Annotated in this window: 23 protein-coding genes and 1 other RNA gene; 15 read left to right on the top strand and 9 right to left on the bottom strand. The window is 61.1% G+C overall.

Annotated elements, in window-relative coordinates:
• Positions 1 to 11: 11 nt before the first annotated feature.
• Complete coding sequence (locus tag BFP96_RS21415; protein ID WP_065887009.1) at positions 12 to 797, bottom strand: transporter substrate-binding domain-containing protein; 786 nt, start codon at positions 795 to 797, stop codon at positions 12 to 14.
• 255 nt (positions 798 to 1052) lie between these two features.
• Here BFP96_RS21415 and BFP96_RS21410 point away from each other — a divergent pair, with 255 nt between their 5' ends.
• From BFP96_RS21410 to BFP96_RS21385, 6 genes are all read left to right on the top strand, one after another.
• Positions 1053 to 1748, top strand: coding sequence for a FadR/GntR family transcriptional regulator (locus BFP96_RS21410; RefSeq protein WP_065887010.1), 696 nt, complete (start codon positions 1053 to 1055; stop codon positions 1746 to 1748).
• Between the two features lie 120 nt (positions 1749 to 1868).
• Positions 1869 to 2198 carry a thioredoxin TrxA gene (gene trxA, locus BFP96_RS21405; RefSeq protein WP_015886460.1) on the top strand — a complete coding sequence of 110 codons (330 nt, stop codon included), beginning with the start codon at positions 1869 to 1871 and terminating at the stop codon, positions 2196 to 2198.
• Between the two features lie 234 nt (positions 2199 to 2432).
• Positions 2433 to 3692 carry a transcription termination factor Rho gene (rho, locus tag BFP96_RS21400; protein ID WP_003176825.1) on the top strand — a complete coding sequence of 420 codons (1260 nt, stop codon included), beginning with the start codon at positions 2433 to 2435 and terminating at the stop codon, positions 3690 to 3692.
• A 157-nt stretch (positions 3693 to 3849) separates the two neighbouring features.
• A complete protein-coding gene (locus BFP96_RS21395) occupies positions 3850 to 5832 on the top strand; it encodes an acyltransferase family protein (protein WP_065936963.1) in 1983 nt (660 codons plus the stop codon).
• A 59-nt stretch (positions 5833 to 5891) separates the two neighbouring features.
• A complete protein-coding gene (gene ubiD, locus BFP96_RS21390; protein ID WP_065936962.1) occupies positions 5892 to 7358 on the top strand; it encodes a 4-hydroxy-3-polyprenylbenzoate decarboxylase in 1467 nt (488 codons plus the stop codon).
• Entirely contained in the window at positions 7358 to 8326 is a 969-nt protein-coding gene (locus BFP96_RS21385) for a CDP-6-deoxy-delta-3,4-glucoseen reductase (protein WP_065893903.1), read from the top strand. The genes ubiD and BFP96_RS21385 overlap by 1 nt, the downstream gene beginning before the upstream one ends.
• Before the next feature lie 181 nt (positions 8327 to 8507).
• On the opposite strand, the gene BFP96_RS21380 is transcribed toward BFP96_RS21385, so the two are convergent.
• Positions 8508 to 8990, bottom strand: coding sequence for a sn-glycerol-3-phosphate transporter (locus BFP96_RS21380; protein ID WP_065898116.1), 483 nt, complete (start codon positions 8988 to 8990; stop codon positions 8508 to 8510).
• Positions 8991 to 9317: 327 nt separating this feature from the next.
• Between BFP96_RS21380 and BFP96_RS21375 the strand changes: the two genes are divergently transcribed.
• Both BFP96_RS21375 and BFP96_RS21370 read left to right on the top strand, forming a co-directional pair.
• Positions 9318 to 11705 (top strand): TonB-dependent receptor plug domain-containing protein, encoded by a 2388-nt coding sequence (locus BFP96_RS21375; RefSeq protein ID WP_065898117.1) that lies wholly within the window; start codon positions 9318 to 9320, stop codon positions 11703 to 11705.
• Positions 11706 to 11732: 27 nt separating this feature from the next.
• Positions 11733 to 12386 (top strand): gamma-glutamylcyclotransferase, encoded by a 654-nt coding sequence (locus tag BFP96_RS21370; protein ID WP_065887016.1) that lies wholly within the window; start codon positions 11733 to 11735, stop codon positions 12384 to 12386.
• Here the strand turns inward: BFP96_RS21370 and glpT are convergent.
• Positions 12383 to 13720, bottom strand: a complete 1338-nt coding sequence (gene glpT / locus BFP96_RS21365; RefSeq protein ID WP_065887017.1) for a glycerol-3-phosphate transporter — start codon at positions 13718 to 13720, stop codon at positions 12383 to 12385. The genes BFP96_RS21370 and glpT overlap by 4 nt on opposite strands.
• 272 nt (positions 13721 to 13992) lie before the next feature.
• Entirely contained in the window at positions 13993 to 14970 is a 978-nt protein-coding gene (locus tag BFP96_RS21360; RefSeq protein WP_065936961.1) for an NADPH:quinone oxidoreductase family protein, read from the bottom strand.
• Between the two features lie 150 nt (positions 14971 to 15120).
• Here BFP96_RS21360 and BFP96_RS21355 point away from each other — a divergent pair, with 150 nt between their 5' ends.
• Positions 15121 to 15537, top strand: a complete 417-nt coding sequence (locus BFP96_RS21355; protein WP_065893899.1) for a flagellar basal body-associated FliL family protein — start codon at positions 15121 to 15123, stop codon at positions 15535 to 15537.
• Between the two features lie 4 nt (positions 15538 to 15541).
• On the opposite strand, the gene BFP96_RS21350 is transcribed toward BFP96_RS21355, so the two are convergent.
• Positions 15542 to 15991 carry an EVE domain-containing protein gene (locus BFP96_RS21350; RefSeq protein WP_065898118.1) on the bottom strand — a complete coding sequence of 150 codons (450 nt, stop codon included), beginning with the start codon at positions 15989 to 15991 and terminating at the stop codon, positions 15542 to 15544.
• Between the two features lie 194 nt (positions 15992 to 16185).
• Here BFP96_RS21350 and BFP96_RS30950 point away from each other — a divergent pair, with 194 nt between their 5' ends.
• Complete coding sequence (locus tag BFP96_RS30950) at positions 16186 to 16332, top strand: hypothetical protein (RefSeq protein WP_015886446.1); 147 nt, start codon at positions 16186 to 16188, stop codon at positions 16330 to 16332.
• A 6-nt stretch (positions 16333 to 16338) separates the two neighbouring features.
• Here the strand turns inward: BFP96_RS30950 and BFP96_RS21345 are convergent, their stop codons facing one another.
• From BFP96_RS21345 to BFP96_RS21330, 4 genes are all read right to left on the bottom strand, one after another.
• A complete protein-coding gene (locus BFP96_RS21345) occupies positions 16339 to 16968 on the bottom strand; it encodes a 5-formyltetrahydrofolate cyclo-ligase (protein WP_065898119.1) in 630 nt (209 codons plus the stop codon).
• Positions 16969 to 17026: 58 nt separating this feature from the next.
• A non-coding RNA gene (gene ssrS / locus BFP96_RS21340) (6S RNA) lies at positions 17027 to 17205 on the bottom strand.
• A 30-nt stretch (positions 17206 to 17235) separates the two neighbouring features.
• On the bottom strand, positions 17236 to 17553 hold the full coding sequence (locus tag BFP96_RS21335) for a cell division protein ZapA (protein ID WP_065887022.1): 318 nt from the start codon (positions 17551 to 17553) through the stop codon (positions 17236 to 17238).
• On the bottom strand, positions 17550 to 17759 hold the full coding sequence (locus BFP96_RS21330) for a TIGR02449 family protein (RefSeq protein WP_003177365.1): 210 nt from the start codon (positions 17757 to 17759) through the stop codon (positions 17550 to 17552). Before BFP96_RS21330 ends, BFP96_RS21335 begins: the two co-directional genes overlap by 4 nt.
• 139 nt (positions 17760 to 17898) lie before the next feature.
• On the opposite strand from BFP96_RS21330, the gene BFP96_RS21325 reads away from it, so the two are divergent.
• The 5 genes from BFP96_RS21325 to BFP96_RS21305 are packed head-to-tail and all read left to right on the top strand — an operon-like array spanning position 17899 to position 22687.
• Positions 17899 to 18456, top strand: a complete 558-nt coding sequence (locus BFP96_RS21325; RefSeq protein ID WP_057723388.1) for a YecA/YgfB family protein — start codon at positions 17899 to 17901, stop codon at positions 18454 to 18456.
• Between the two features lie 20 nt (positions 18457 to 18476).
• On the top strand, positions 18477 to 19799 hold the full coding sequence (pepP, locus tag BFP96_RS21320) for a Xaa-Pro aminopeptidase (protein WP_065936960.1): 1323 nt from the start codon (positions 18477 to 18479) through the stop codon (positions 19797 to 19799).
• A complete protein-coding gene (gene ubiH, locus BFP96_RS21315) occupies positions 19796 to 20983 on the top strand; it encodes a 2-octaprenyl-6-methoxyphenyl hydroxylase (protein WP_065936959.1) in 1188 nt (395 codons plus the stop codon). Before pepP ends, ubiH begins: the two co-directional genes overlap by 4 nt.
• On the top strand, positions 20976 to 21461 hold the full coding sequence (locus tag BFP96_RS21310) for a DUF4442 domain-containing protein (RefSeq protein ID WP_065887025.1): 486 nt from the start codon (positions 20976 to 20978) through the stop codon (positions 21459 to 21461). The genes ubiH and BFP96_RS21310 overlap by 8 nt, the downstream gene beginning before the upstream one ends.
• Positions 21462 to 21469: 8 nt before the next feature.
• Positions 21470 to 22687 carry a 2-octaprenyl-3-methyl-6-methoxy-1,4-benzoquinol hydroxylase gene (locus tag BFP96_RS21305; protein ID WP_163003354.1) on the top strand — a complete coding sequence of 406 codons (1218 nt, stop codon included), beginning with the start codon at positions 21470 to 21472 and terminating at the stop codon, positions 22685 to 22687.
• Positions 22688 to 22990 lie beyond the last annotated feature (303 nt).

Here is a 22990-nt window from a genome sequence, read left to right as displayed (position 1 = left end):
TCAACTCCGGCTTAGAGGTCGGCAGGCAAGGGCTCTTTGAGCCATTGCAGCGCGTTCTTTTCAAGGCTGCCGTCGGCCTTGGCCGCGACCAGGATCTGGTTGACCTTCTCCAGCAACGCCGGCTCGTTCTTGTTCACGCCGACGTACACCGGCGAGTCCTTGAGCTTCACTTTCAGCGCCGGTACGCGCTTGGGATTGCGCTCACTGATCGCCACCATCACCACGTTGCCGCTGGCGATCAGGTCGACCTGGCCGGCCAGATAGGCGGCGATGGTCGAGTTGTTGTCTTCAAAGCGCTTGATGGTCGCCTCCTTGGGGGCGACAGCCGTCAGCTCGATGTCCTCGATGGCGCCACGGGTCACGCTGATAGTCTTGCCCTTGAGGTCGTCGGTGCTGCTGACGGCGGCGTCAGGCGGGCCGAATACGGCGAGGTAGAAAGGTGCGTAGGCCCTGGAGAAGTCGATGACTTTTTCGCGCTCGGGGTTCTTGCCCAGGCTGGAGATCACCAGGTCCACCTTGCCGGTGGTGAGGAACGGGATGCGGTTGGTGCTGTTGACCGGGGTCAACTCCAGCTTGACCTTGAGTTGGTCGGCCAACAGCTTGGCGGTGTCGATGTCCAGGCCGCGGGGTTTCATGTCGGGGCCTACCGAACCGAATGGCGGGAAGTCCTGCGGCACAGCAACCTTGAGGGTGCCACGGGCGACGATATCGTCCAGACCGTTGGCCTGGGCGGGTGCCTGGCTCAGCATCAGGCTGGCAAACAGGGCAGTGAGCAGGGCGCTGTAGCGCTTGGTCATGGCAACTCTCCGAGAAGGGCGAAGGAATTTTCTGAATTTGCTCAGTGCACAGCCCATGCCAGCCCTCTTGGAAGAGGCTGTAAGACACGCAGTCGTTGAGATGAGATGGTCTTACTGGTCTGAACAGTCGTTGAGCTTTTCGCACCCTTTTCGAGCGCCGTGAAAAGCGCGCGAGCCCCTTTGGGGCGTGGCTTGCCGGCAGACATGAATAGCTTTACAACTAGTCACTCAATCGACTGCAACCTTGAGTTTTCCATGAATTCCATCGCTCAAGCCGTACCGGAGGCGGCCCTGCAGGCCATCCGCAAACTGATCAAGGAGCAGGGCTTCGGGCCGGGCGATGCATTACCTTCTCAACGTGATCTGGCGCTGCGCCTGGGCGTCAGTCGGGCGTCGTTGCGGGAAGCGTTATCGTCCTTGAGCGCCCTGGGTGTGGTCAGCGTGCAGCCGGGCAAGGGCGTGTTCGTGCAGGTACCGCAGCCGCCGTCCGAACTCGCCTGGCCGTTTGCGGCGCAGGCCACGCCGCTGGATATCTTCCAGCTGCGTTACGCCCTTGAAGGGTTCGCAGCCGGTTTGGCGGCGGTCACCTTGACCACCGATGAACTCGACAGCCTCCAGGACAATGTCGAAGCAATGCGCAAGGTGCTTAAGGCCGGTGACTTTGAAAGCGCCGCCCGGCTGGACTTCGAGTTCCATCGGCGCATCCTGCTGGCCAGCGGCAACCAGGCGATGGTGAGTATCCTGAGCGCCAGCGCCGAGGTCTTCCTGGAAAGCCAGAAACTACCGTTCATCCGGCCGGAACGCGCCATGGAAACCTGGCAGGAACATCGCAAGATCCTGCGCGCCCTGGCCCGGCGCACCAGTGCGGCAGCGCAGAAAACCATGCAGGAACATGTACGTAATGCGGCGATGCGCACGGGCATTGCCTTCGTCACACCTGTCTCGCCGTGAGCGGGCGATATTCAAAGTCATGCGCGGCCATAGCAACACTCAATCAGAGGCGGCTTCCTGAACGGGGGAAGGGCGGCTATGATGGGCAACGTTTTTTTTGCTTACAATCCGGAGACATCCATGAGCAACGATCTTATCAAGCACGTCACCGACGCGACCTTTGAGGCCGAAGTACTCAAGGCTGCCGGCCCGGTGCTGGTTGACTACTGGGCTGAATGGTGCGGCCCTTGCAAAATGATCGCTCCGGTCCTGGACGACATTGCAACCACTTACGAAGGCAAGCTGACCATTGCCAAGCTGAACATCGACGACAACCAGGAAACCCCGGCCAAGCACGGCGTGCGTGGTATCCCAACGTTGATGCTGTTCAAGAACGGCAACGTCGAAGCCACTAAAGTGGGCGCGCTGTCGAAGTCCCAGCTGCAAGCTTTCCTCGACGCCAACATCTAAGCGTCGCCAAAAAAGCCCCGAAAATCTCGGGGCTTTTTCGTAAAACAGGGCTAGACGCTCCGAAATTCAGGTGGTACATTCGGCCCCGCACTGGTTTCTCCACTGCCCCCTGCAAGCCGTCGCCGACGCATTCCTTTTCGATTAGTACGCGATCCTGTCGCCTTCTCTGCGGCGCGGCCTCATTAAGCCAAAAGCTTAATTTCCCCCCTCCATAAATGATTACGTCATTCCTATATGAATCTGACTGAACTCAAGCAAAAGCCGATTACCGACCTGCTCCAACTGGCCGAAGAAATGGGCATAGAAAATATGGCCCGTTCGCGCAAGCAGGACGTGATTTTCTCCCTGCTCAAGAAGCACGCGAAAAGCGGCGAGGAAATCTCCGGTGATGGCGTGCTGGAGATTCTCCAGGACGGCTTCGGCTTCCTCCGCTCTGCAGACGCTTCCTATCTCGCCGGCCCAGACGATATCTATGTCTCGCCGAGCCAGATCCGTCGCTTCAACTTGCGCACCGGCGACACCATCGTTGGCAAGATCCGACCGCCGAAGGAAGGCGAGCGTTATTTCGCCCTGCTCAAGGTCGACACGATCAACTTCGATCGTCCGGAAAACGCGAAAAACAAGATTCTCTTCGAGAACCTGACCCCGCTGTTCCCGACTGTGCGCATGAAGATGGAAGCCGGCAACGGTTCCACCGAAGACTTGACCGGTCGTGTGATCGACCTGTGCGCGCCGATCGGCAAGGGCCAGCGTGGCCTGATCGTCGCGCCGCCGAAAGCCGGTAAAACGATCATGCTGCAGAACATTGCAGCGAACATCGCGCGCAACAATCCTGAAGTTCACCTGATCGTACTGTTGATCGATGAGCGTCCGGAAGAAGTGACCGAAATGCAGCGCACTGTGCGTGGCGAAGTGGTTGCCTCGACGTTCGATGAGCCGCCAACCCGTCACGTACAGGTTGCCGAAATGGTGATCGAGAAGGCCAAGCGCCTGGTCGAGCACAAGAAAGACGTGGTGATCCTGCTCGACTCCATCACCCGTCTGGCCCGTGCCTACAACACCGTGATCCCGAGCTCCGGCAAGGTGCTGACCGGTGGTGTCGATGCCCACGCCCTGGAGAAGCCGAAGCGTTTCTTCGGCGCCGCGCGGAACATCGAAGAAGGCGGTTCGCTGACCATTATCGCCACCGCGCTGGTTGAAACCGGCTCGAAGATGGACGAAGTGATCTACGAAGAGTTCAAGGGTACCGGCAACATGGAACTGCCCCTGGACCGTCGTATCGCTGAAAAGCGTGTGTTCCCGGCCATCAACATCAACCGCTCCGGCACGCGCCGCGAAGAGTTGCTGACCGCCGACGACGAACTGCAGCGCATGTGGATCCTGCGCAAGCTGCTGCACCCGATGGACGAAGTGGCCGCTATCGAGTTCCTGATCGACAAGCTGAAAACCACCAAGACCAACGACGAGTTCTTCCTGTCGATGAAACGCAAGTAATACGGCGTTTCAGGTCCGAAAAATGGCGTCCCGCCCGGGGCGCCATTTTTTTTGCGTCGAGATTCATCGTTTTTTATGGCATAAGTGTCCGTTAAGTAACAAAAATTGTATCCGCGACTACGCTCACTCCTTTCGTCACAGACTGACCACAATTCTTATGACCACTCTTGCTTACCGCAGGGACATTGACGGCCTGCGTGCCATCGCTGTCCTCGCAGTCGTGCTGTTTCACTTCGGCGTTCCTGGCCTCACCGGCGGTTTCGTTGGCGTCGATGTCTTCTTCGTCATTTCCGGCTTTTTGATCACGTCCATTATTTGGCGTGAGCGTCAGGCCGGGCGCTTCAGTTTCATCGACTTCTGGGCTCGGCGCGCACGGCGCATCCTGCCGGCGCTGTTCGTAATGATTGCGGCCACACTCGCGGTGGGCTGGTTTCTGTTGGCGCCCAAGGACTACGAAGAGTTGGGGCGGTCTGCGCACTATCAGGTGACCTTTACCTCCAACCTGTTGTTCTCGCGCCAGCATGGCTACTTCGATGCAGCTTCTGACATAAAGCCCCTGCTGCACACCTGGTCGCTGGCGGTAGAAGAGCAGTTCTACATTTTCTTCCCGCTGTTGCTCACGCTGCTTTCAGCTCGCCTGAAGCACTGGCGCCTGGCGCTGTTCGCGGTGCTGCTGGGCTCGTTTGGCATGAGCGTCTGGGCGGTTGAGCACGAGCCGCAAAAAGCCTTCTTCCTGCTGCACCTGCGTGCCTGGGAATTACTGGCCGGTGCGATGCTGGCGGTGATGCCCAAATATCAATGGCGCGCTTCGCCTGCCCTGGCCCAGGGGGTCAGCCTGGCCTCCATGGCACTGATCCTGATCGCAGTATTCGGTTACGACGCGAAAACCCCGTTCCCCGGCCCGGCCGCGCTATTGCCGGTGCTGGGCGTGGTCGGGTTGATCTGGGCCAACGGGCAGCAATACACCTGGGTCGGGCGCCTGTTGAGTGCGCGGCTGATGGTTGGTATCGGGCTGATTTCCTATTCCTGGTACCTGTGGCATTGGCCGGTGTTCGTGTACGCCAGCTATGCCGCGGTGGATGGCTTGAGCGTCCTGGAACTGGCCGGCTTGATGCTGCTTTCGTTGGTGCTGGGCTACCTGTCCTGGCGCTTCGTGGAAACGCCGTTCCGGGAAAAACGCTTGCTGGCCTCGCGTAAGGCGATTCTTGCTTCAGCCGTGGTCGGCATCCTGGGGCTGGGCTTTACTGGCTTGGCGATCCGTGAATTCGACGGTGTGCCGTCGCGCTTGTCTGAGCAGGCGTTGATTTTCGCGAAGGCAAAGAAGTGGAGCCCTGAGCTGATGGCGTGCATGGCTGACAAGGACACGCCCGATGAGCGGTTGTTCTGCCATTTCGGTCCCAAAAGTCAGTCGGTTTCGGCGCTGGTATGGGGCGACAGTCACGCCACCGCGCTGATTCCGGCGCTCAAAGAGGGCGCTGATCGCCATGATATCAGCGTGATTGAAGCCAGCTTTGCCGGCTGCATCCCCTTGGATGGCCTTGAGAACATTGCCCGGTGTGCGCATTTCAACCATCGCGTCGAGAAGGCGATGACCGAAAAGAAAATCAGCGATGTGGTGTTGGCGGCGCGCTGGAGCCTGTATGTCTACGGGCAAATGTCGGGTGACAAAGAGCATGCGCTCAAAGACCCCAGCACCGGCGAGTACGTGCAGGCTGTGGCTGAGCAACGCTTTGCCCAGGGGATGCGCGAGCGCATTCAGGCGCTGCGCGCTGCGGGGCACAAGGTCTGGCTGGTCAAGGAGGTGCCGCTGCAGGAAATCATCGTGCCTTACCGCCTCAGTCGCCTGGCAATGATGCACCGACCGTTTGACGGCGAAGGTCTCGACGTAGCCAAGCATCTCAAGCGCCAGGCGTTTATCAGTCAGTTGTTCGACGAACTGGCGGCCGCCGACAGCGGCGTCGCGGTGCTGGACCCGGCGCCCTCGCTGTGCGGCACCGATGGCTTGTGCCGGGTCGAGCTCAACGGGCGTGCGCTGTACACCGACGATAACCACCTGTCTGAAGTGGGCGCGCGGCATATCGAGGCCTTTATGGAACCGCTGTTCAGTTCGCTGCAGTCACGGGGGCTGACGGCCAATTAAGCTGCCAGCCGCCTCGAGAGCAGGTAGGATGTACGCCTATTTTACGGGTGGCATGGTTAATGAAATTCAAGGATCTTCGGGATTTCGTGCAGCAACTTGAGCAGCGCGGAGAGTTGAAACGTATCCAGATGCCGATTTCACCGGTACTGGAAATGACTGAGATTTGCGACCGTACCTTGCGTAACAAGGGCCCGGCGCTGTTGTTCGAGAACCCGACCGGCTACGACATTCCGGTGCTCGGCAACCTGTTCGGCACTCCCGAGCGCGTCGCCTTCGGCATGGGCGCCGAGGCGGTCAGCGAACTGCGCGAGATCGGCAAGCTGCTGGCCTTCCTCAAGGAGCCCGAGCCGCCCAAAGGTTTGAAGGACGCCTGGTCGAAGCTGCCGATCTTCCGCAAGATCATTGCCATGGCGCCCAAGGTGGTCAAGGACGCGGTGTGCCAGGAAGTGGTCATCGAAGGCGATGACGTCGACCTGGCCATGCTCCCCGTGCAGACCTGCTGGCCCGGCGACGTCGGCCCGCTGATCACCTGGGGCCTGACCGTCACAAAAGGTCCGAACAAGGACCGCCAGAACCTCGGCATCTACCGCCAGCAAGTGATCGGCCGCAACAAGGTGATCATGCGGTGGCTGAGCCACCGTGGCGGCGCCCTGGATTTTCGCGAATGGTGCGAAAAACACCCGGGCCAGCCATTTCCGGTCTCCGTGGCGCTGGGCGCCGACCCGGCCACTATTCTGGGCGCAGTGACGCCGGTGCCGGACAGCCTGTCCGAGTACGCCTTCGCCGGCCTGCTGCGCGGTAACCGCACCGAGCTGGTGAAGTGTCGCGGTAACGATCTGCAAGTGCCGGCCACCGCCGAAATCATCCTGGAAGGTGTGATTCATCCCGGTGAAATGGCCGATGAAGGGCCTTACGGTGACCACACCGGTTATTACAACGAAGTCGACAGCTTTCCGGTGCTCACCGTTGAGCGCATCACCCATCGGATCAAGCCGATCTACCACAGCACCTATACCGGCCGGCCACCGGATGAGCCGGCCATCCTTGGCGTGGCGTTGAACGAGGTGTTCGTGCCGATCCTGCAAAAGCAGTTTCCGGAAATCACCGACTTCTACCTGCCGCCGGAAGGTTGCTCGTACCGCATGGCCATCGTCACCATGAAGAAGTCGTACCCAGGCCATGCCAAGCGGGTAATGCTGGGTGTGTGGTCGTTTTTACGACAGTTCATGTACACCAAGTTCGTTATCGTCACCGACGACGACATCAATGCCCGCGACTGGAACGACGTGATCTGGGCCATTACCACGCGCATGGACCCCAAGCGCGACACGGTGATGATCGACAACACGCCGATCGATTACCTCGACTTCGCTTCGCCGGTGTCGGGGCTCGGATCGAAAATGGGCCTGGATGCCACTCACAAATGGCCGGGTGAAACCACCCGCGAGTGGGGCCGGGTCATCGTCAAGGATGACGCCGTGACTGCTCGCGTCGATGCAATCTGGAAAGAATTGGGAATAGATTGATGCGTGTAACCCTGCAACCTTCCGGCGCGGTACTGGAACTGAACCCCGGCGAACGCATCCTCGACGGCGCGCGCCGCCTGGGCTACGAATGCCCGCAGGCGTGTCGCAACGGCGTGTGCCACGTGTGTGCGGCGCTGTTGGTGGAGGGCCGTGTGCAGCAGGGCGGTGAAGTGCGCGATCATGGTGAGTTCTACACCTGCATCGCCGAGCCGTTGGAAGATTGCATTGTGTTGTGGGATGGCGTGCTGGCGCCGGGGGAGTTGCCGGTGCGCAAATTGTCGTGCCAGTTGAGCGAATGCGTGGAAGTCGGCGGCGATGTGTGGCGCGTGCGCCTGCGGGCGCCGGCTGGCAAGGCGGTGCGTTACCACGCCGGGCAGTACCTGATGATCGAGCGTGAGAACGGCGAGAAGTCGGCGTTTTCCCTGGCATCGGCACCTCACTGCGGCCGCGAGCTGGAACTGCATGTGCTGGCCCGTGAGGACAGCGCACGCAACCTGTTGGAGCAGCTACAGCGCAACCGGATGGCGCGGGTTGAACTGCCGTTCGGTGACACCCACCTGGCCCAGTTGCCGGACGGGCCGCTGGTGCTGATCGCCGCCGGCACGGGCATGGCCCAGATGCACAGCCTGATCGAGCATTGCCGGGCTTCCGGCTTCAAGCACCCGGTGCACCTGTATTGGGGCGTGCGTCGCCCGGAAGATTTCTACGAGATCGAGCACTGGGATCAATGGCGGCAACTGCCCAACCTGTTCCTGCACAAAGTCGTCAGTGACCTGTGCGGTTGGGAAGGGCGCTGCGGCTTGCTGCATGAAGCCGTGTGCGAAGACATTACCGACCTCAAGGCCGTGCACGTGTACGCCAGCGGATCACCGGCGATGATCTACGGCACGCTGGATGCGTTGGTCGACGCCGGGATGGATGCGCACCAGATGCGCGCCGACGTATTCGCCTACGCCCCGCGTCCCTGACGTAATCAACGTATGGGAGGGGGCTTGCCCTGATGCCGCCCTCTGTAGGAGCGAGCTTGCTCGCGAAAAACTCACAGGCACCGCGTTCATTCAGAAAACACGCGTTATCGTTGACGGTTTTCGCGAGCAAGCTCGCTCCTACAGACAGGGCTTGCACCCTCCCACATTGATTTGCGCCCGTTCAGAATCTTAGTCCAGTCGTCACCATCGCTGCATTGAACCCCAGCAACGCCAGTTCTGCCGCCATCGGCCCGTAATGCGTGCCCACGGACGCAATGATGACGGGCGCCACGCCATAACGGTTCAGGGGGATCTTGTCACGGTACTTGCCGCGATAACCCTGGATCGCCCCACCCGTGACCTTCAGGTACACCGGGTACTCGGCCATGTCATAGCGCTTGCCGGCGTATGCGTAGTAGGCGCGTTGCCTGAACGAGTTGCGAAAGGTCGCCGCGCCATAGACCAGGCCCGACGCTTCGTTGCGCTCCAGTCCCAGCAGGTTTTGCTGGTTGTTGTGCTCGGGGTCGGGCGCGAAATGCCGGGTGTAGACGCTGGTCTGCGCGTACCAGAAGCCTTTGTCGTCGTTTGCCGGTGGGGTTTCAGCTGCCAGTGCAGTGGTGGCCTGGGCCAGGAACAACAGGCCAGGCAAGCGGATTTTGTGCATGAGCGGCCTCGATAGTCGATTGGGTGAGCGGCTAAGTGGGTCGTGATGTGTGCGGCATTTTGGCGGATTGCCCGCTGCTCAGGCTGAACCTGGGCTGAAAGCGCTCGGATTGCCGTCGCAGTGGCTGATGAGCGGGGGAGGGTGCTTATGCCTTCGCTTATTCTTTTAAGGTATTTATTTTATTCGATGAATATCTTTAGGCTATATGCCAACGGACTACCGACTTCATCCACAGCCACCAATCACTGACCGCTACCGCCCGCCAGCCGGATCGATCGTACGAACTCAGAGCGTTGAAGTTCTATTAATTGATTCATAGGGAGCGGTATGGGGAGCTACAGAAAACACGCGTTATACACGGCGATTTTGTCGGCCAATTTGCTGACCACCGTGGGATTCAATCCCGTTCTGGCGGATGAAACGTCCGCCGTCGATGCGCCCCAACTGGATACGGTCATCGTGACCGGCACCCGCGCCCAGGAGCGCACCGCCAGTGCTTCGCTGTCGCCAATCGATGTGATCTCCGGCGAAACCCTGCGCAGTACCGGTTCCGACGAGCTGGGCGCGGTGCTGGCGCGCCTGATCCCATCGATCAACTTTCCACGGCCGAGCCTGGTGGATGGCGCCGAGCTGGTACGCCCGGCGCAGTTGCGCGGTTTGTCACCGGACCAGGTGTTGGTACTGGTCAACGGCAAGCGCCGTCATACCAGCGCTTTCGTCAACCTCGGCGGTGCGGTCGGTCGCGGTTCGGCACCGGCGGACCTGAATGCAATCCCACTGTCGGCGGTGGACCACATCGAAGTGCTGCGCGATGGCGCGTCGGCACGTTACGGCTCCGACGCGATCGCCGGCGTGATCAACGTGATCCTCAAGCACGACGACCAGGGCGGTTCGATCTCCACTCGGTTCGGCGGGTACAAAAAAGGTGACGGCATCCAGCGTAATGTCAGCGGCAATACGGGCCTGGCATTGGGCGAAAACGGCTTTATCAATCTGTCGGCCGAAGGTGCCGACAACGATTACACCAACCGTGCCGGCAATGATTACCGCCCAGGCAGCGTCGGTTCCACCACCTACGGCCAGCGTGTATTCCGTCAAGGCGAGCCGGCCACCAATGAGGGCAAATTCCAGTTCAACTCGGAATATTCCTTCAACGATGCCGCCGAGTTCTACAGTTTCGGTGGCTACAGCAAGCGCCGCGGCGAGACGGCAGCGTTCTACCGCGCCAGCAACGCTTCCAACAATATTGCGGCACTCAACCCCAACGGCTACCTGCCGCTGATCAAGGGCAACCTGGAAGACACCTCGCTGGTGGTGGGCCTGCGCGGGCTGCTCGCCTACGACTGGCACTACGACCTGTCGGCCAACTACGGCAAGAATCAGTACGAGCTCGGCACCGAAACCATCAACACCTCTCTGGGCCTGGCGACGCCGCGCAAATTCAACAACGGCACCCTGAGCAACGAGCAGAAGCAAGTCAGCCTGGACCTGTCCCGTGAGTTTGATCTGGGCTGGCTGCCGTACCCGGTGGCCGTGGCGTTCGGCGGTGAATACCTGCATCAGGGCTATGAAATCCAGGCAGGTGAGCCCGCGTCCTACTACCAGACCGGCAGTTCTGGCCTTGGCGGGTTCCGCGATGCCGATGCCGGCACCAGTACGCGGCATAATTGGGCGCAATACCTGGATTTGGAAACCCACTTCACCGAAAAACTCAGCGCCTCGGCCGCCGTGCGCCATGAGGACTACAGCGATTTTGGCTCCAACCTCAGCGGTTCGCTGTCGGCGCGTTACGACTTCACCCCGCAAGTGGCGTTGCGCGGCAGCATTTCCAATGGCTTTCGCGCGCCGTCCCTGGCCCAGCAGAACTTCGCCTATACCTCATCGCAATTGATCGGTAATACGATCCAGGAGGCCGGCACGTTCCCGGCCAACAGCCAAGTGGCGCGCCTGCTCGGTGCCGAAGACCTCAAGGCTGAAAAATCGCGTAACTACAGCCTTGGCCTGGTGCTGGAGCCTGCCGACGACCTGACGGTGACACTGGATGTGTACCGCATCGACATACGCGACCGCATCAGCCTGTCGTCCAACCTGAATCTCAATCCGGCGACGGTGGCCTACCTGCAAGCTAACGGTGTCGGCAATATCAACTACACCACAGCGCGTTATTTCACCAACGCCACCGACACCAGCACCGACGGTGTCGACCTGGTGGCCAACTATCGCTATCAGTTCGATAACGGTATTCGCTGGAACAGCACCGTGGGCTACAACTACAACCACACCAAGGTCACCGATGTGAAGGCCAATCCGGCCGTCCTCGACAGCCTGGGCGCCAACCTGGTGCGGGTGGACCGTCGCGAGCGCATCGGCCTGCTCGGCGATACCACACCCCAGCACAAGCTGAGCCTGGGCAACGACTTCACCTTCGGCAATTGGGCGCTGCACAGCAACCTGGTGCGCTATGGTGAGTTCACCAGCTACCAGGCGGACAAGGTCAACGACCAGACCTTCAAGGCAGCCTGGGTGCTGGACCTGTCGGCGGACTACAAGTTGAAGAACTGGACCTTCACGCTCGGCGGCGACAACGTCACCGATAAATACCCCGAGAAGGTCAATGCCTACGCCAGCAGCGGCGGCAACCTGGCCTACAGCACTTTTTCGCCGTACGGTTACAGCGGCGCGTTTTATTACGGTAAAGTCGCTTACAACTGGTAGCACACAGGAGGCGCAACGCTTTTCGCCATGACCGCCATTGAAACCGATCTTTTGCAGTTGGCTTACCCTCCGCGGCTCGATCTTGGGCCGCAACTCACTCACGAACAATTAATGAGCTCGATGCAGGCCACCATGGCCCGGCATAAGGGTGGGCCGGTCTGGCTGTTTGCCTATGGTTCGTTGATCTGGCGTCCTGAATGTTCGTCGAGCGAGCGGGTGCGCGCACGGGTTCACGGTTATCACCGTGGCCTGTACCTGTGGTCCCACGAGCACCGGGGTACGCCGGAGTTGCCGGGCCTGGTCTTCGGGCTGGATCGGGGCGGTTCGTGCAGCGGGTTTGCCTACCGCTTGCCGGAAGATCAGTTGGAGGCTTCGCTGTATGCGTTATGGCAACGCGAAATGCCTTACCCCTCCTACAAGCCGCACTGGCTCAGTTGCCGCCTGGAAGATGGCAGTCAGGTGCAGGCGTTGGGATTTGTGCTGGAGCGGCACTTGCCCAGCTATGCCGGCAACTTGCCCGATATCGTACTGAACCATGTGCTGCAAAGCGCTTGCGGGCGTTACGGCACTACTCGCGATTATGTCGAGCAGACCGTGAACGCCCTGCGTAGCCACGCCATGCCAGATAAAAACCTGGAGGCGCGGCTCAAGCGTTGTGCGAAGGATTGCCCGGGCAGTTAGCGCGCCGAGCTGACGCTGTTGGTGTGCCACAGGGTCGGGATCAGGAAGGCGATCGCCAGCACGCACGCGCCAATCAGCAGCACGAAACCACCGTCCCAACCGAAGTGGTCCACGGTGTAGCCCATCGCCGCGCTCGCCGCCACCGAACCGCCCAGGTAGCCGAACAGGCCGGTGAAGCCAGCCGCGGTGCCGGCGGCTTTCTTCGGTGCCAGTTCCAGCGCCTGCAGGCCGATCAGCATCACCGGGCCGTAGATCAAAAAGCCGATGGAGACCAGCGCGATCATGTCGACCATCGGGTTGCCCGGCGGGTTGAGCCAGTAAACCAGAGTCGCCACGGTCACAAGCGCCATGAACACGATGCCGGTCAGGCCGCGATTGCCACGGAAGATTTTGTCCGACATCCAGCCGCACAGCAGCGTGCCCGGGATACCAGCCCACTCGTAAAAGAAATACGCCCAGGACGACTTGTCGACCGTGAAATGCTTGGCTTCTTTCAGGTAGGTCGGCGCCCAGTCCAGTACGCCGTAGCGCAGCAGGTAGACGAACACGTTGGCGAGGGCGATGTACCACAGCATTTTGTTGCGCAGCACGTACTTGACGAAGATTTCCTTGGCGCTGAATTCGTCTTCGTGGCTGGCGTCGTAGCCTTCCGGGTAGTCGTTCTTGTACTGCTCGATCGGCGGAAGGCCAACCGATTGCGGCGTGTCGCGCATGGTGATGAAGGCAAACGCCGCCACTGCCAGCGCCACCGTGGCCGGGACGTAGAACGCCGCATGCCAGTCATTGAACCAGGCCATGCCCAGCAGGAACAGCGGACCGATCAGGCCGCCGCCGACGTTGTGCGCCACGTTCCACACCGAGACCACGCCGCCGCGTTCTTTCTGCGACCACCAGTGCACCATGGTCCGCCCACTTGGCGGCCAGCCCATGCCTTGGGCCCAACCGTTGATGAACAGCAAAATGAACATCATGGTCACGCTGGACGTCGCCCAAGGCGCGAAACCGAAAATGAACATCACCCCCGCTGACACCAGCAGGCCGAAGGGCAGGAAGTAACGCGGGTTGGAGCGGTCGGACACCAGGCCCATGAGGAACTTGGACAGGCCGTAGGCAATCGCGATGGCCGACATCGCCAGGCCCAGCTCACCGCGGGTATAGCCCTCGTCGATCAGGTAGGGCATGGCCAGGGAGAAGTTTTTGCGCAGCAGGTAATAGCCGGCGTAACCGAAGAAAATACCGGCGAAGATCTGCCAGCGCAGGCGTCGGTAGGTGCTGTCTATTTTTTCTTCAGGCAGGGGCGCCTGGTGTGCGGCAGGTCGGAAGAAAGCAAACATTCAAGGGCTCCAAATTTCTTGTTTTGACTGCGGATGCGAATGTTACAGTTTCGTTACCGAAAATAGCATCGCCTCTTATCCGCAAACACAGGAAATGGGAGCAATTGCATGTTCTCTTATGAACATGTCGCGAATAGGTAAGTGTGGGTCGTTGAGGATCAGATATGGGAGGGGGCTTGCCCTCGATGGCGGTGTATCAGGTTAGTCATTGCTGGCTGACCCACTGCTATCGAGGGCAAGCCCCCTCCCACATTGACGGCATTCCACTTCCGTCAACGGGTTTGCACGACAACCTTACCCACCGCCTTGCGCTGCCCCAGGTCATTGATCGCCTGGGCCGCCTGTTCCAGCTGGTACACCTGTGACACCAGCGGCTTCAACTTGCCCTCGGCATACCAGGTGAACAGTTGCTGAAAATTGGCCGCATTGTCCTGCGGCTGACGCTGGGCAAACGAGCCCCAGAATACGCCCACCACTGCCGCGCCCTTGAGCAGTGCCAGGTTCACCGGCAATTCGGGGATGCGCCCGCTGGCAAAGCCCACTACCAAGAGACGGCCATTCCAGGCGATCGAGCGGATCGCCTGGTCAAACAGGTCACCACCCACCGGATCGTAGATCACATCGGCGCCGTTGCCGTCGGTGAGGCGCTTGACCTCATCCTTGAGGTTGGCTTCGCTGTAATTTATCAACTCATCGGCGCCGGCCGCCTTGGCCACCGCGAGTTTGTCGGCGCTGCTGGCGGCGGCGATCACCCGGGCGCCCATGGCCTTGCCGATTTCCACGGCGGCCAGGCCCACGCCACCGGAAGCGCCGAGCACCAGCAGGGTTTCGCCGGGTTGCAGGTTGGCGCGCTGTTTCAGCGCGTGCATCGAGGTGCCGTAGGTCATGCTGAAGGCGGCGGCGGTGTTGAAGTCCATGCTCGGCGGGATCGGCAGCACGTTATAGCCCGGCACCGCCACCTGCTCGGCAAAACTGCCCCAGCCGGTCAGGGCCATCACGCGATCACCGACTTTCAAGTGGCTGACCTTCTCCCCGACGTCACTCACCACGCCCGCCGCTTCGCCACCCGGAGAAAACGGGAAGGGCGGCTTGAACTGGTATTTACCCTCGATGATCAGGGTGTCCGGAAAATTCACCCCGGCCGCGTGCACGTCCAGCAGGACTTCGTTCTTCTTGATCGCGGGGCTGGCGATCTCTTCCAGCACCAGGGTTTCGGCGGGGCCGAAGGCTTTGCACAGCACAGCTTTCATCGGACTATTCCTTTTGGCGTCGTGGCCGATAAGTGTAGGAGGGTACGCCCGTGGGTCAACAAGCATGCCCGCGCCTGATAAGCCCCCATAAGCTTGTGCTCAGCCTTGCTAGCGTTATGCTACCCGGCAACCGAATTCGAGGAATGAACTGTGAAAGCGTGGATCCTGTTGATGCTGGCCCTGACCTTGCCGATGGTCGCCCAGGCCGAAGAAGCCAAAGAGGCCAAAGAGGGCGAGGCGCCGAAGGTCAGCTATATCAGCCTGACGCCGCCGTTCGTGGGCAACTACGGCCTGGATGGCACGGCAAAACTCAAGGTATTCAAGGCCGACATCGCTCTGCGCGTCACCGGCACCGAAGCCGCCGCAGCGGTCAAAGCCAATGATGCGTTGATTCGCAACCAACTGGTGGCACTGTTTACCCAGCAGACCAACGAAGCCATGAGCACGGTTGAAGGCAAGGAAAAGCTGCGCCAGGAAGCGTTGAAACAGACGCAGCAGGTGATGAACGATGAGACCGGTAAGCCGATGGTGGAAGACCTGTTGTTCAACAACCTGATCATTCAGTAACCCTTCAACGCAACGCCAGGACTGCCGCCCACTGTTCGGCAGTGACCGGCATCACCGAGAGCCGGCTGCCTTTTTGCACCAGAGGCAGTTCGGCCAGCGCGGCCTGCTGTTTCAGGTAGCCCAGGCCCAGCACCTTGGGAAAGGTCTGCACGTGCGCGACGTCAATTGCGCTCCACGGGTTTTTTTCCGGTGTGGCCTTGGCATCGAAGTAGTGGCTTTCTGGTTCCAGTGCGGTGGGGTCGGGATAGGCGGCCTTGGCGATCTTGCCGATGCCGGCAATGCCTGGCTCGGGGCAGCTGGAGTGGTAGAAGAAGAATTCGTCGCCCACCGCCATGGCCCGCAAAAAGTTGCGCGCCTGGTAATTGCGCACCCCGTCCCAGCGGGCTTCACCGAGCGTTTCCAGGCCTTTGATCGAGAGTTCGTCGGGCTCGGATTTCATCAACCAGTAGGCCATTTTTGCGCTCCTGAAAAAGGCATTGGGCAAGTTGTCGGGCAATCCCATGACAAACCGACAGTCGGTTGGCGTCAAGGTTTGCGTGTTGGTTCACGTTACCGCAGAATGCCGGGCTTCAAGCTTGGCGCAGCTGCAACGGACTACTTTGGAACGTTGTTGTCATCGTGTACGAGATGCCTGAAGGGGGGCAATCGATGCAACGTAAACCGGATTTACTATGGATATTGGTTATTTTGTTTGGTCTGGGTGTCGTGACCACCGGGTATGCCCAGAGCTTGTGGTCGAACAAGACCGATGCACCGGTTGAGCTTTCGCCTGTGCAGCAGCAATTCAAGCGTTAACGCGATTTAAAGCGTCGCTGGTTCCGGCGGCGTTTCTGCTACATACCATTGCTTTTCGGTGACAGTGCCCGCCAGCGGCACGTCCCAACTCGCCTGCGCCAAGCGATCGACTTGCTGACATTCATGGGCCAACCCCAGCAGCGTCGGCTTGCGCCACGTGTTGCGCCTGGCCAGGTAAGCCAGGCTGCGGTCATAGAAACCGCCGCCCATGCCCAATCGCCCACCCTCATTATCGAACCCCACCAGCGGCAGCAGCACCAGGTCCAGCGCCCACACTTTGCGTTGGCGGTGGGCATCGGCCCGAGGTTCGAGAATACGAAAGCGGTTGGGCAGCAACTTATCCCCAGGCCGCACGCGCTGGAACACCATTTTGGTACGCGGCCACGCACTCAGTACCGGCAGGTAGGTGGCCTTGCCCCGGCGCTGGGCAGCGCGCAGCAGCAGGCGCGGATCGATTTCACCGTCCGTCGGTAGATACAGGGAAATATGTCTGGCCCGGCGAAACAGCGGGTGCTGTGCCAGTTGCCGGTAAAGACCTTGCGCGGCCTGACGCTGCTCGCTCGGTGTCAGAGCGCGGCGTGCTTTGCGCAACAGGCGTCGAAGTTGCGGACGGGAAAGCGGCGCAGGTTCGGTCATGGCTGTTCGGCTCATAAAACAATGCCAGTCCGAAGACTGGCATTGAGTTTGGGAATTCAGGCTCCCCGGCAGAGCCGCTGTCGACTAAGCCCTTGAACCCGAAAGTTCAAGGTGGAAGAAGCAGTAGGCTTTAAGGCTTTCCGTCTAGCGGACATGCACACCAGCCCAACGTGCAACTTCCAGGGTAGTGCGAATCGGCTCCGGGACATCGCCGACTGGCAAACACGCCAGGGAGTGAGGCGAGTATACCTTAAACAGACTCGGCAATCAGCCCTTGGGTGCGTCGGAATCGGTGGAAAGCGCCAGGTCGACGCGTTCGAGCAGGTCACGCACCTGCTCGCGGGTCGAGCCGCTGGCCTGCGCGTCAGGGCGTTCCTGCTTGTGCAGCAGGTCGTGGGTAATGTTCAGTGCAGCCATCACGGCGATGCGGTCGGCGCCGATTACTTTGCCGCTGCTGCGGATTTCACGCATCTTGCCGTCCAGGTAGCGGGCAGCGCTCACCAGGTTGCTGCGCTCCTCCTGGGGGCAGATGATCGAATACTCTTTGTCGAGGATCTGCACGGTAACGCTATTGCTTGAACTCATGAGTCTTGCTCCAGGGCCTTCAGGCGCGAAATCATCGATTCGACCTTACGCCGGGCGATTTCGTTTTTTTCAATGAGGTGAGCGCGTTCCTCGCGCCAGGTCTTTTCCTGAGCTAATAGGAGTCCGTTTTGACTCTTAAGTTGCTCGACCCGATCAATTAGCAGTTCGAGTCTGGCCATCAGCGCTTGCAGGTCGGTGTCTTCCATTGGGTTCCACTGGATTTTGTCTGATGAATGGCAACTTCAGGATAAACGATCTGACGCCCTCGATAGTCTTGGTGCGTCTGCCGGTGCTAGGATACAGCGCTCCATTCTAGACATTGCGCCGTCTGGCGCCTAGCTCACCATGCCCATTCAGAACTCCCCGTACGACGCTTTTTCCAAACTGCTGAGCACCAGCGGTCATCCTTGCTCGCCTGCCGAACTGCATGGCGTGCTGTTGGGCCGCAGTTGCACCGGCGTGGGCTTCGATGCCGACAACTGGCTGGCCGATGTGGCCGAGCTGCTGGAAACCGAACCGACCGAGAACGTGCGTAACGCGCTGATCGGCCTGCAAGAGATGGTCAAGGGCGAGCTGACCGGTGATGACGTCACCGTGGTCCTGCTGCTGCCGACCGACGACGCACCGCTCGCCGAGCGTGCCGCTGCACTGGGTCAATGGTGCCAGGGCTTCCTCCACGGTTTCGGCGTGAATGCCGGCGGCCTGGAACTGAGCACCGACGCCAAGGAAGTGTTGCAGGACCTGGCGGCCATCTCCCAGGTGCAAGACGCCCTGGAAGAATCCGAAGACGGCGAGGGTGACTACATGGAAGTCATGGAATACCTGCGCGTGGCGCCGTTGCTGCTGTTCACCGAGACCAGGAAGTCCGCTGAACCTGCGGCGCCCAAGCCGTCGCTGCACTGAAAAAGGAAGCCCATCTGCCCATGATCCATATCCCCAGAGCGGAATACACCCGTCGCCGCAAGGCGCTCATGGCGCAGATGGAACCCAACAGCATCGCGATCCTGCCGGCCGCCGCCGTGGCGATTCGCAACCGTGATGTGGAGCATGTCTACCGCCAGGACAGCGACTTCCAGTACCTGAGCGGCTTCCCTGAACCGCAGGCGGTGATCGTGCTGATGCCCGGTCGCCAGCATGGCGAGTACGTGCTGTTCTGCCGTGAACGCAACGCCGAACGTGAATTGTGGGACGGCCTGCGCGCCGGTACCGAAGGCGCGATCCGCGATTTTGGCGCTGACGACGCGTTTCCCATTACCGATATCGATGACATCCTGCCAGGCCTGATTGAAGGCCGTGACCGGGTGTATTCGGCCATGGGCAGCAATGCCGAATTCGACCGGCATGTGATGGAGTGGATCAACGTGATCCGCTCCAAGGCGCACCTGGGGGCCCAGCCGCCGAACGAATTCGTTGCCCTGGATCATTTGCTGCACGACATGCGCCTGTATAAATCGGCGGCGGAAGTGAAGGTGATGCGCGAGGCGGCGCGAATTTCCTGCGCCGCCCATGTGCGCGCGATGCAGGCCAGCCGTGCCGGCCTGCATGAGTTCAGCCTGGAGGCCGAGCTGGACTACGAGTTCCGCAAGGGTGGCGCGAAAATGCCGGCGTATGGCTCCATCGTGGCGGCCGGACGCAACAGCTGCATCCTGCATTACCAGCAGAATGACGCGCTGCTCAAGGACGGTGACCTGGTATTGATCGATGCCGGTTGCGAGATCGACTGCTACGCCAGTGACATCACTCGCACCTGGCCGGTCAACGGCAGGTTTTCGCCCGAGCAAAAGGCGATCTACGAGATTGTGCTGGCCTCCCAGGAAGCCGCTTTCGCGCAGATCGCGCCGAACAAGCATTGGAACCAGGCGCATGAGGCGACCGTGCAGGTCATCACGGCCGGGCTGGTCAGGCTGGGGTTGCTGCAAGGCGAGGTTGACGAACTGATCGCCAGCGAAGCCTACCGCGCCTTTTACATGCATCGCGCCGGTCATTGGCTGGGCATGGATGTGCATGATGTGGGCGAGTACAAAGTCGGCGGTGAATGGCGCGTGCTGGAAGTCGGCATGGCCTTGACCGTGGAGCCGGGGATCTATATTTCACCGGATAACCAGAACGTAGCGAAGAAGTGGCGTGGCATTGGCGTACGCATCGAGGACGACGTGATAGTGACCAAGCAAGGCTGTGAAATTCTGACCGGCGCGGTGCCCAAGACGGTGGCCGAGATCGAAGCGCTGATGGCGGCTGCCCGATGAGCCGGGTCAACCTGGCGATCATCGGCGGTGGCCTGGTGGGCGCCAGCCTGGCGCTGGCGTTGCAGGCCGGGGCCAAGGCGCGAGGGTGGAAAATCGCACTGATCGAGCCCTTCGCGCCCGGCGACAGTTATCAGCCGAGCTACGATGCGCGTTCCTCGGCGCTGTCCTTTGGTGCCCGGCAGATCTATCAGCGCCTGGGCGTGTGGCAGGACATTTCCCGTCGCGCCGAGCCGATCAAGCAGATTCATGTGTCCGACCGTGGACGTTTCTCCACCGCGCGTCTGTCAGCCCTGGAAGAGGGTGTGCCGGCCCTCGGTTACGTGGTGGAAAACGCCTGGCTGGGCCAATGCCTGTGGCAAGGCCTGGATAAAGAGGTGGTCAGCTGGCGCTGCCCGGCGGAAGTCACGCGCATGGAGCCGCTGCCTGATGGCTACCGCCTGACCCTCAACGATGAAACCGTGCTCGAATGCGACCTTGCCGTACTGGCCGACGGCGGCCGCTCGGGCCTGCGCGAACAACTGGGCATCGGCGTCAAGACGCGCCCGTATAACCAGAGCGCGCTGATCGCCAACATCACCCCGAGCGAAGCCCATAATGGCGAAGCGTTCGAGCGCTTCACCGATGAAGGGCCGATGGCCTTGCTGCCGCTGCCCGACAACCGCTGCGCGCTGGTTTGGACCCGTATGGGCATGGACGCCCAGCGCCTGGCGGGCCTTGACGAGCGCAGTTTCCTCAGCGAATTGCAGGGCGTGTTCGGCTATCGCCTGGGCACCCTGAAGCAGGTAGGCGCGCGGCATCTGTATCCGCTGACGCTGGTGGAAGCGGAAGAACAGGTCCGCTCGCATCTGGTGGTCCTCGGCAATGCGGCGCACAGCCTGCATCCGATCGCCGGGCAGGGTTTCAACCTGTCCCTGCGCGACGCCAACGCCCTGGCCGAAGCCCTGCTGGCCGGGCCTGCCGTGCCGGGCGACCTGGCGACGCTGCAGCGCTACCGCGAGCGCCAGCGCCTGGACCAGCAACTGACCGTGGGTTTCTCCGACCAGGTCACGCGCCTGTTCGGCAGCGGCCAACCGTTGGTGGCGCTGGGGCGCAACATGGGCCTGCTCGGCCTGGACCTGCTGCCGCCGGCCAAGCGCTGGTTCGCCCGCCAGGCCATGGGCCTGGGTACGCGCCCCGATGCGTAAGTGGCTGATTCAGCGCCTGGGCAAGGCGCGGCTGCTGCGCTGGGTGATGACGCTCTATCCACCCTACCTGGGCGCCGGGGTCAGCGTGCAGCAGATGAGCGCCGACTTTCGTCACGTCAAGGTGCGCATGGGCCTGGGCTGGTATAACCGCAACTATGTGGGCACCCAGTTCGGCGGCAGCCTGTATTCGATGGTCGACCCGTTCTACATGCTGATGCTGATGGAGAACCTGGGCCGTGATTACATTGTCTGGGACAAGGCCGCCAGCATCGACTTCATCTCGCCGGGCAAAGGCCCGGTGTATGCCGAGTTTTCCATCGACGACGCCCTGCTCGATGAGGTTCGTCGACAGACCGCCGATGGCGAGAAATATTTGCCTCGGCTCAAGGTCCAGATTCATGACGGCTCCGGCACCCTGGTGGCGCGGGTCGACAAAACCCTTTACGTGCGGCGCAAGCCGCCAGCGAGACAGGCTTGACTATGGACATGCGCGCAGATGTGCTGATTGTCGGGGCCGGAATGGTCGGAAGCGCCCTGGCGCTGGCGTTGCAGGGCAGTGGCCTGCAGGTATTGCTGCTTGACGGCAGCCCGCTGAGCGTCAAGCCGTTCGAACCGGCGGCGGCGTTTGAACCTCGGGTCAGTGCGCTGTCCGCCGCCAGCCAGCGCATTCTCGAACGCCTTGGCGTGTGGGACGGCATCGTCGAGCGCCGCGCCAGCCCCTATGGCCAGATGCAAGTGTGGGACGGCAGCGGCACCGGGCAGATCCACTTCTCGGCGGCCAGTGTGCATGCCGAGGTGCTGGGGCATATCGTCGAGAACCGTGTGATCCAGGATGCCTTGCTGGACCGCCTGCATGATTGTGACCTGGGGCTGTTGGCCAATGCGCGCCTGGAGCAGATGCGCCGCTCCGGCGATGAATGGCTGCTGACCCTGGCCGATGGGCGCAAGCTGCGCGCGCCGCTTGTGGTCGCCGCCGATGGCGCCAACTCCGCAGTGCGCCGCCTGACCGGCACCCCCACCCGTGAATGGGACTACCTGCACAACGCCATCGTGACCAGCGTACGCAGCAGCCAGCCGCACCAGCGCACGGCGTGGCAACGCTTCACCGACACGGGCCCGCTGGCATTCCTGCCGCTGGTGCGTGATGGGCAGGAGGACTGGTGCTCGATTGTCTGGTCGACCACGCCGGCGGAGTCCGAGCGTTTGATGGCCCTGGACGATGAGCGCTTCTGCGGTGAGCTGGAGCGCGCCTTTGAGGGGCGCCTGGGCACGGTGGTCAGCGCCGACCCGCGCGTCTGCGTGCCGTTGCGTCAGCGTCACGCCAAACGTTACGTGGCCGAAGGCCTGGCGTTGATTGGCGATGCGGCCCACGTCATCCATCCCTTGGCGGGGCAGGGCGTGAACCTGGGCTTTCTCGATGCCGCGGTGCTGGCCGAAGTGCTGCTGGCGGCCAGCGAACGTGGCGAGCGTCTGGCGGATGTGAAGGTGCTGAGCCGCTACGAGCGTCGGCGCATGCCGCATAACCTGGCGCTGATGGCGGCAATGGAAGGCTTCGAGCGCCTGTTTCAGGCCGATCAACTGCCGCTGCGCTGGTTGCGCAATGCCGGGTTGAAGATCGTCGACCAGATTCCCGAAGCCAAGGCACTGTTTGTACGCCAGGCCTTGGGCCTGACCGGCGACCTCCCGGACCTCGCCAAACTGTAAATTGAAATGCGGCCCCCTGTGGGAGGGGGCTTGCCCCCGATGAGCATAGGTATCTACACAATTTTGTTGCGACACCGCACCTGGGGCGAGGGAGCTAACGCGTATCTACCTGACGCTCTGAGGTCCAAATGTGGGAGGGGGCTTGCCCCCGATGGCGGCCTCTGGGCCGACCAGGATGTTGGATTGGAACGAGTACATATCCGTTACTACGGTCACGGCCACTTAGGGTTCCGCCCTGACGGCGGCTCACTTTTGAAAAGCGCAAAAGTAAGCAAAACGCTCTTGCCCCACCACTCGGCACCT

The sequence above is a fragment of the Pseudomonas sp. 34 E 7 genome (assembly GCF_900005715.1).
GTDB classification, from domain to species: domain Bacteria; phylum Pseudomonadota; class Gammaproteobacteria; order Pseudomonadales; family Pseudomonadaceae; genus Aquipseudomonas; species Aquipseudomonas orientalis_A.
This window is presented reverse-complemented; position numbering and strand designations above follow the sequence as displayed.